Source organism: Massilia glaciei (genome assembly GCF_003011895.2).
In the GTDB taxonomy this organism is placed as follows: domain Bacteria; phylum Pseudomonadota; class Gammaproteobacteria; order Burkholderiales; family Burkholderiaceae_D; genus Telluria_A; species Telluria_A glaciei.
This window is the reverse complement of record NZ_PXWF02000313.1, coordinates 39,758-49,122: the sequence shown is the minus strand read 5'-3', so window position 1 is coordinate 49,122 and position 9,365 is coordinate 39,758. Positions and strand designations below refer to the sequence as shown.

Genomic DNA, 9,365 nt, shown 5'->3' with positions numbered 1-9,365 from the left:
AGGCGCTGCAGCGGCTGCGCGCCGAAGACAAGCTGCGCTCGGTGCTCGGAGAGCGCTTCATCGACGTCTATTCGGCCATCAAGGACCTCGAGCACCAGGAGTTCATGACCGTCATCAGCCCGTGGGAGCGCGAGCACCTGCTGCTGCACGTGTGAGACCCTGAGCGCCAACCAGAAACAAGGAACCACCATGTACGCCACTTCCACCGTTCCCAGCGCCGCCGTGCGCGCCGCGGCCACCCTGGCCAAGACGCAGCCGGCCGCCTTCGACACGCGCGCCGTCCAGCAACGCGACTCGGCGCACTACCTGCACCCGTTCACGGACCACAAGAGCCTGGGCGAGCGCGGCGCGCGCGTGATCGTGCGCGGCGACGGCGTCCACATCTGGGATTCCGAAGGCAAGCAGATCATCGACGCCATGTCGGGACTATGGTGCGTGAACGTGGGGTACGGCCGCACCAGCATCTCCGAGGCGGTCTACAAGCAGATGGAGACGCTGCCTTTTTATAACAGCTTCTTCAACACCACCAACCTCCCGGCGGTCGAACTGGCCACCAAGCTGGTCTCGCTCGCGCCCGCGGGATTCAACCACGTGTTCTTCACAGGCTCCGGCTCGGAGGCCAACGACACTAACGTGCGCATGGTGCGCCGCTATTGGGACCTGATGGGATACAAGGACCGGCACACCATCATCAGCCGCCACAACGCTTACCACGGCAGCACCGTGGCCGGCGCCTCGCTAAGCGGCATGGAGGGCATGCACGCCCAGGGCGGCTTGCCGATCCCGGGCATCGTGCACATCGGCCAGCCCAACTATGTGGCGTCCGGCCGCGGCATGAGCGAAGACGCGTTCGGGCTCGAGGCGGCCAGCTGGCTCGAGAAAAAGATACTCGAGGTGGGCCCCGACAAGGTGGCAGCCTTCATCGGCGAACCGGTGCAGGGCGCGGGCGGGGTGATCATACCGCCGGCCACCTACTGGCCCGAGATCCAGCGCATCTGCGACATGTACGGCGTTTTGCTGATCGCCGACGAAGTCATTTGCGGCTTCGGCCGGCTTGGCAAATGGTTCGCGTCCGAACGCTTCGGCATGCGGCCCGACCTGATCACCTTCGCCAAGGGCGTCACTTCGGGCTACGTGCCGCTCGGCGGCGTTATGGTGGGCGAGCGCGTCGCCAATGTGCTCATCGAGAAGGGCGGCGACTTCAACCACGGTTTCACATACTCGGGCCATCCGGTCGCCTGCGCCGCCGCGCTCGAGAACATCCGCATCATCGAGCAGGAACAACTGGTCGAAAAAGTCGGAGGAGCGTCCGGCGCATATTTGGCCGAGCGTTTTGCCAGCCTGCGCGACCACCCACTGGTCGGGCATGCCGACAGCTGCGGTTTTGTCGCCGGCCTTAACCTGGTCAAGAACAAGGCGGACGCTGTGCACGATTGCGAATTGTTCGACCCCGAACTCGGTGTCGGCATGGTCTGCCGCAGCTTTATGTTCGCCAACGGCGTGATCATGCGCGCCGTCGGCGAGCGCATGATTATCGCGCCACCGTTGGTGATGAACCACACACAAATAAATGACATGATTTCACTGATACGACGCAGCCTTGACGATACACTGCAAGAGTTGCAACGGCGCGGCTGGAGCTAGTTTTCCGGCGACCCGCAAACCGATAGCGACGGCGTTTTTCACCATTCATCCAGATACCCGAAGGGGGCATTAATGCGACAGTTACCCACGACTTTCAGATTGCATCATTTCACGCGCGCTTGCCTCAAGGCGGTCGCGGCGCTTGCCGTGGTCGCTGGCGCCGCCGCGCCGGCGCTGGCGCAAGAAGAAAAAGTGCTCAACATTTACAACTGGTCCGATTACATCGGTGAAGACACGGTCAAAAATTTCGAGAAAGAGACCGGCATCAAAGTCCGTTACGACAACTTTGACAGCAATGAAATCCTGCATTCGAAACTCGTGGCGGGCAAGTCGGGCTACGACATCGTGGTGCCGTCGGCAAGCTGGGCGCGCATGCAGATCGACACCAATCTGCTGCGCCCGCTCGACAAAAGCAAACTGAGCAACCTTGGCAATCTCGATCCCGCGCTGCAGGCGCAGATCGCCAAGATCGACGCCGGCAACAAACATCTGGTGACCTGGCTGTGGGGTTTCAATACCGTCGGCATCAATGTGGACAAGGTCAAGGCCGCGCTCGGCAACTTGCCGATGCCGGACAATTCGTGGGACCTCGTGTTCAATCCGAAGTACATCTCCAAGCTGAAGTCGTGCGGCGTCTCGTTCACCGATTCGCCGTCCGAGATACTGCCGCTGGCGCTGCTGTACGCGGGCAAACCGGCCTATTCGAAGGTGGCGGCCGATTACCAGGTCGCTAGCGATGTGCTGCAGAGCATCCGTCCCTACGTGACGCTGTTCAGCTCGTCCGGCTACATCAACGACCTGGCCAACGGCACCGTCTGCGTCGCGCTTGGTTATTCGGGCGACATTAACATCGCCCGCCGCCGCGCGATCGAGAACAAAACCGGCCAGAACATCGTCGCGCTGGTGCCGAAGGGCAAAGGCACGCTGTTCTTCGACACCATGGCGATCCCGGCCGACGCGCCCCATCCCAACAATGCGCATTTGTTCATTAACTACATACTGCGTCCCGAAGTCCATGCCGGCCTGACCAACCGGGTGTTCTACGCCAACCCCAACCTGGCATCGCTCAAGCATGTCAAGAAAGACATCGCAAGCAACAAGTCGATCTTTTTGAGTGGCGAAGGCAAGGCGAAGATGAGCGCGCCGGAGCCGCTGGGCGCCGACATCCGCCGCGCAGCCACCCGGGTCTACACCAAGTTCAAGTCCGGGCTCTGATTCCAGAGTGATGCTCCCCGGCGCGTCCGGGGAGCCGCCGGCAACACCTACACGGGCTGGTCCCGGAATAATCCCAGATGCCATGACGAAATTACCATGCCCTTCGCCGGCAGTAGACCTTGTCGGCCAAAATTTCCTGTCGATCCGCAATCTGGTCAAGGAGTTCGACGGTGTGCGCGCCGTCGACGACATATCGGTGTCGATCAACAAGGGCGAGATTTTCGCGCTGCTGGGCAGTTCCGGCTGCGGAAAGTCGACGCTGCTGCGCATGCTGGCCGGCTTCGAAACGCCGACCGCGGGCCAGATCATGCTGGCAGGGCGGGACATCGTGCCGGTTCCCCCGTACCAGCGTCCGATCAACATGATGTTCCAGTCGTATGCCTTGTTCCCGCACTTGAGCGTGTGGGACAACGTCGCCTTCGGCCTGCGCCGCGACGGCCTGCCGAAGGACGAGGTGGCCGAACGCGTCGGCAAGATGCTCGAGCTGGTGCAGCTGACCGCTTACGCCAAGCGCAAGCCGCACCAGCTTTCGGGCGGACAGCAGCAGCGCGTCGCGCTCGCGCGCAGCCTGGCCAAGCGGCCGCAGTTGCTGCTGCTCGACGAGCCGCTCGGCGCGCTCGATAAAAAACTGCGCGAACGCACTCAGATCGAACTGGTCAACATCATCGAACAGGTTGGCGTCACCTGCGTCATGGTCACCCACGACCAGGACGAGGCGATGAGCATGGCCAGCCGCATCGCCGTCATGAGCGAGGGCCGCATCGTGCAGGTGGGCGCGCCCGGCGAAATCTACGAAACGCCCAACTGCCGTTTTGTGGCCGACTTCATCGGCAGCGTCAATATGTTCCCCGGCCAGCTCGTGGTCGACGAGGCCGACCATGTGGTGGTCGAAACGCGCGAGTGCCTGCACTACGTTAGCCACGGCATCAGCGGCACGCGCGGCATGCCGGTGCATGTGGCGGTGCGCCCCGAAAAAGTGTGCCTGCAGGCCGAGGCGCCCACACTTGGTCAGCGCGCCGGCGCGGCCGAGCAGGGCCACAACTGCGTCGAGGGCGTGATCCGGTCGATCTCATACTTTGGCAACCAGACGCACTACCAGGTCCGGCTCGACGGCGGCGCCGACCTCAAGGTCGCGCGCACCAACGCCGCGCGCCAACAGGACGGCCAACTGCAGCGCGAACAGCGCGTGTTCGCGTGGTGGGACGGCGCCGACATCATCGTGCTGAACCAGTGATGAAGGACCTCGCCATGCCACCGCAATCGCCGCGCCGATCCGGGTTCACGCTGCGCGGGCGCCACTTCGTGATCGGCTTGCCGTCGGTCTGGCTCGCGTTCGCTTTTTTGGCGCCGTTTTTTATCGTGCTGCGCCTGAGCGTGAGCGAAATGGACGATGCGGGCGGGTTTGTCAGCCTGCTCAGTTTTAGCGACGGCATGCTGCACTTGCGCCTGAAGCTGTCGAATTATGTCTTCATCGTGCAGGACGATTTGTACGTGCTCACCTACCTAAGCTCGCTCAAGTACGCGGCCATCACGACCGCCTTGTGCCTGTTCATCGGCTACCCGTTCGCCTACTTCATGGCGCGCGCCAAGCCGAGCCTGCGCCCGACCTTGCTGATGCTGGTGATGCTGCCGTTCTGGACCTCCTTCCTGCTGCGCATCTACGCCTGGAAGGGCATCCTGGCCAACAACGGCATCCTCAACGACATGCTGCTGGCAGTCGGCGTCATCGACGCGCCCCTGAAAATGATGAACACCCCGTTCTCGCTGGCGATCGGCATGGTGTACGCCTATCTGCCGTTCATGATCCTGCCGCTGTACGCCAATCTGGTGAAAATGGACCTGCGCTTTCTCGAGGCGGCGGCCGACCTTGGCGCCACGCCGCTGCAGGCGTTCTGGCGCATCACGGTGCCGCTGTCGAAATCGGGCATCATCGCCGGCTCGATGCTGGTGTTCATTCCGGCCGTGGGCGAGTTCGTGATCCCCGAACTGCTTGGCGGCCCCGGCACGCTGATGATCGGCCGGGTCCTGTGGGATGAGTTTTTCACCAATAACGACTGGCCGCTGGCGTCTGCCGTCACGGTGGTGGTGGTCCTCCTGATCCTGGTGCCGATGGCGATCTTTAACAAATACAAAGCCGAGCAGGAAGAGGTGCGCGCATGAACGCCAGAACGCTGCTGCAACGCTGGTTCGGACGCTCGTGGCTGGCGGCCGGCTATGCATTCCTGTACCTGCCGATCGTGGTGCTGGTCGTGTTTTCGTTCAACGCATCGCGCCACGACATGGTGTGGACCGGTTTTTCCACCAAGTGGTACGGCGAACTATTCAACGATGTTGAGATCACGGGCGGCTTCGTGCTCTCGCTCAAAATCGCTGTGGCCAGCGCGTTTTCGTCGGTCATCCTCGGCACCTGCGCCGCGTTCGCGCTGCACCGCTACCGGCGCTTCAAGGGCCGCACGCTGTTTTCGGGGATGGTCAGCGCGCCGCTGGTGATGCCCGAGGTGATCATCGGCCTGTCGCTGCTGCTGATGCTGGTGTCGGTGCAAAAAATGTTCGGCTTCCCGGAGCGCGGTTTGCTCACCATCTGGATCGGGCACACCCTGCTTGGCATGGCCTACGCGACCGTGGTGGTGCAGTCGCGCCTGCAGGAGGTCGGAAAATCGCTGGAGGAGGCGGCAATGGACCTCGGCTGCCGCGTGTACCAGGTTTTCTTTCTGGTGACCCTGCCCAACATCACGCAGGCGCTGGCCTCGGCTTGGCTGCTCACCTTCACGTTGTCGCTCGACGACGTGGTGCTGTCGGCGTTTTTGTCGGGACCCGGCTCGTCGACCATGCCGATCGTGATTTTTTCGCGCGCCCGCCTCGGCATCGACCCGCGCGTCAACGCGGTCGCGGCGCTCACGATCCTGGTGGTGTCGATCGGCGTGATCGTCGCCAGCGTGATGATCGCGCGCGCCGAACGCAGGCGCCAGCGGCAGGTGTCGGCCGCGGCCCAAGCTGAATGAATCAAACCAAACCGGGGAGTCTATGATGAACAGCTTATGGCACACACGCGCGGCGTCGCTCAACATCGACGGCCGCGCCCTGATCGGCGGCCGGCGGGTGTGGGCCGCATCAAACCAACAGTTCGACGATGTCTCGCCGATCGATGGCCGCGTATTGGGCCCGGTGGCCCGCTGCGATGTGGCCGATGTCGACGCGGCGGTCGCCGCCGCGCGCGCCGCGTTCGAGGACCGGCGCTGGGCCGGACAGGCACCGGCCGCGCGCAAGCGGGTGCTGATCCGCTTCGCCGATTTGGTGCTCGCAAACACGGCCGAACTGGCCTTGCTCGAGACGCTCGACATGGGCAAGCCGATCCAGTACAGCCAGAGCGTGGACGTGGCCGCCGCCGCCAATTGCATCCGCTGGTATGGCGAGGCGATCGACAAGATATACGACGAGATCGCGCCGACGGCCGACAACAGCCTGGCCCTGATCACGCGCGAACCGGTCGGCGTGGTCGCCGCGATCGTGCCATGGAACTATCCGCTCATCATGGCCGCGTGGAAGATCGCGCCGGCGCTCGCGGCGGGCAACAGCGTGGTGCTCAAGCCGTCCGAAAAATCGCCACTGAGCGCGTTGCGCCTGGCCGAGATCGCGCTCGAGGCCGGCTTGCCACCCGGCGTGTTCAACGTGGTGCCGGGCTTCGGCCACGAGGCCGGCGCCGCGCTCGCGCTGCACATGGACGTCGACTGCATCGGCTTCACCGGTTCGACCCGGACCGGTAAGCAGATCCTGCAGATGGCAGGGCAGTCGAACCTCAAGCGCGCCTGGACCGAACTTGGTGGCAAGTCGGCCAACATCGTCTGCGCCGACTGCCCGGACTTGGATGCCGCCGTCAGCGCCGCGGTCGGCTCGATCTACTTCAACCAGGGCGAGAGCTGCAACGCGCCATCGCGCCTGTTCGTCGAGGCCTCGATCAAGGACGCCTTTCTCGAAAAGGCGCTCGCGCTGATGCCGCGCTACCAGCCGGGCGACCCGCTCGACGAGGCGACCGTGATGGGCGCCATCGTCGACGCGACGCAGATGAAAAACGTGATGCGCTTTATCGCGTCGGGGCAGGCGGACGGCGCGCGCCTGCTCGCCGGCGGCGTCGCCACGCGCGAGGACACGGGCGGGTTCTACATCGCGCCGACCCTGTTCGACCAGGTCGACGGCGCCATGGAGATCGCGCGCGAGGAGATCTTTGGCCCGGTGCTGTCGGTGTTCAGCTTCTCGCACATCGACGAGGCCGTGCGAGAGGCCAACGCGAGTCCGTTCGGCCTGCAGGCCGGTGTGTGGACATCGAACATCAGCAAGGCGATACAGGCCGCGCGCGCGCTGCGGGCGGGCACCGTCCACGTCAACCAGTACGACGGCGACGACATGACGGTGCCGTTCGGCGGCGTCAAACAGTCGGGCAACGGGCGCGACAAATCGCTGCACGCGTTTGACAAATACACCGAGTTGAAGACGACTTGGATCGCTCTCGACAAGCTCGCCTAAACCAGAAATCCATCATGCTAAATTTAAAAGACCCCTCCCTGCTGCGCCAACAGTGCTACATCGAAGGCGAATGGTGCGACGCGGACGGCGCCGCCACGATCGACGTGCGCAATCCCGCCACGGGCGAGACGCTGGGCACGGTGCCGCGCATGGGCGCGGCCGAGACCGCGGCGCGCGATCGCTGCCGCCAGCCGCGGCCTGGCCCGCGTGGCGCAAAAAGAGCGCCAAGGAGCGCAGCGTCATTTTGCGCAAGTGGAACGACCTGATGCTCGAGAACGCGGACGACCTCGCGCTCATCATGACGGCCGAGCAGGGCAAGCCGCTGGCCGAATCGAAAGGCGAGATCGGCTACGCCGCCTCGTTCATCGAGTGGTTCGCCGAAGAGGCCAAGCGGGTCGAGGGCGACACCCTGGCCTCGCCGTGGGCCGACCGGCGGCTGGTGGTCACGCGCGAGCCGATCGGCGTGTGCGCGGCGATCACCCCGTGGAACTTCCCGGCGGCGATGATCACCCGCAAAGTGGGCCCGGCGCTGGCGGCCGGCTGCCCGATGGTGGTCAAGCCGGCCGAATTGACGCCGTTTTCGGCGCTGGCGCTGGCCGTGCTGGCCGAGCGCGCGGGCGTGCCGAGGGGCGTGCTCAGCGTGCTGACGGGCGACTCCAAGGCCATCGGCGGCGAAATGACGAGCAACCCGACCGTGCGCAAGCTGACCTTCACCGGCTCGACCCAGGTCGGGCGCATCCTCATGGAGCAGTGCGCGCCGACGATCAAAAAGCTCTCGCTCGAATTGGGCGGCAACGCGCCGTTCATCGTGTTCGACGACGCCGACCTCGACGCCGCGGTCGAGGGCGCGCTCGCGTCCAAGTACCGCAACGCCGGCCAGACCTGCGTGTGCGCCAACCGCCTGTACGTGCAGGACGGCGTGTACGAGCAGTTCGCCGCCAAGCTGGTGGCGGCGGTGGGAGGGCTCAAGGTCGGCGACGGGCGCGGACGCGGGGGTGACGCAGGGTCCGCTGATCGAGGAGAAGGCCGTGCTCAAGGTCGAGCAGCACATCGCCGACGCGCTGGCCAAGGGCGGCCGGTTGCTGGCCGGCGGCAAGCGCCACGCGCTCGGGCACGGCTTCTTCGAGCCGACCGTGATCGCCGACGCCACCGCCGCGATGCAGGTGGCGAGCGAAGAGACGTTCGGCCCGCTCGCGCCGCTGTTCCGCTTCAAGACCGAAGACGAGGTCATCGCGCTGGCGAACGACTCCGAGTTCGGGCTGGCCGCCTACTTCTACTCGCGCGACATCGGACGCGTGTGGCGCGTGGCCGAGGCGATCGAGAGCGGCATGGTGGGCGTGAACACGGGGCTCATCTCGAACGAGGTGGCGCCGTTTGGCGGCGTCAAGCAGTCGGGCCTGGGCCGCGAAGGGTTCGCGCTACGGCATGGACGACTACCTGGTGCTCAAGTACATCTGCATGGGCGGGATCTAAGCGCTGACAGCGCCAAGCGCGGCGCTGCTTCCTGCCTGAGTCCTTTGTCGCTTACAGCAAAAGGGGCCCGGCTCATGCCGGTGCCGCCACGGACTCCCACCCCGGAATATTTTGCAACCAAAAAATTTTTTGTAACCGGGGTCTGACCCCAGTTACGGAATATTTCATAATCGGGGTCAGAGGCTGAGAGTTTTTCTCAGCCTCTCAGACCCCGCCGCCGATTTCCGCTTGCCGCGTGGCATCGTTTCTTCGCTTTCAAGGGCTGGCCGCCGCCTCGCCGCATTCAACGTAAGCAATATTCCGCTATCGGGGTCTGACCCCGATAGCGGAATGTTTCAAAAGTGGGGTCAGACCCCGGTTGCGAAATATCCGTACACCGATGGTTGTGAAATGACGTTGCTCGGCGCGCTTCGCGGGCCGTCTCTTGCCGACCGGAACCCGCTGCCTTGGATTTTCCCGTTCATATAACGTTGACACGCCAGAAGGCGTGGCGTATTATTTAGACATTCATC

At 64.1% G+C, this 9,365-nt stretch carries 6 protein-coding genes and 2 pseudogenes; all 8 read left to right on the top strand.

Translation table 11 applies throughout. The annotated features are described in order from the left end of the window. Positions 1-155 (top strand): annotated as a pseudogene (locus C7C56_RS24990) (glutamine synthetase); the annotation flags it as partial. A 34-nt stretch (positions 156-189) separates the two neighbouring features. Further along, positions 190-1,644 (top strand): aspartate aminotransferase family protein, encoded by a 1,455-nt coding sequence (locus tag C7C56_RS24985; protein ID WP_106760059.1) that lies wholly within the window; start codon positions 190-192, stop codon positions 1,642-1,644. Positions 1,645-1,716: 72 nt separating this feature from the next. Continuing rightward, positions 1,717-2,859 carry a polyamine ABC transporter substrate-binding protein gene (locus tag C7C56_RS24980; protein WP_106760058.1) on the top strand — a complete coding sequence of 381 codons (1,143 nt, stop codon included), beginning with the start codon at positions 1,717-1,719 and terminating at the stop codon, positions 2,857-2,859. Between the two features lie 82 nt (positions 2,860-2,941). Continuing rightward, a complete protein-coding gene (locus C7C56_RS24975; protein ID WP_106760057.1) occupies positions 2,942-4,093 on the top strand; it encodes an ABC transporter ATP-binding protein in 1,152 nt (383 codons plus the stop codon). Between the two features lie 14 nt (positions 4,094-4,107). Beyond that, a complete protein-coding gene (locus C7C56_RS24970; protein WP_106760063.1) occupies positions 4,108-5,019 on the top strand; it encodes an ABC transporter permease subunit in 912 nt (303 codons plus the stop codon). Then, on the top strand, positions 5,016-5,861 hold the full coding sequence (locus C7C56_RS24965) for an ABC transporter permease (RefSeq protein WP_106760056.1): 846 nt from the start codon (positions 5,016-5,018) through the stop codon (positions 5,859-5,861). The genes C7C56_RS24970 and C7C56_RS24965 overlap by 4 nt, the downstream gene beginning before the upstream one ends. A 22-nt stretch (positions 5,862-5,883) precedes the next feature. After that, entirely contained in the window at positions 5,884-7,380 is a 1,497-nt protein-coding gene (locus tag C7C56_RS24960; RefSeq protein ID WP_106760055.1) for an aldehyde dehydrogenase, read from the top strand. Positions 7,381-7,394: 14 nt separating this feature from the next. Next, positions 7,395-8,853, top strand: a pseudogene (locus C7C56_RS24955) (NAD-dependent succinate-semialdehyde dehydrogenase). Positions 8,854-9,365 lie beyond the last annotated feature (512 nt).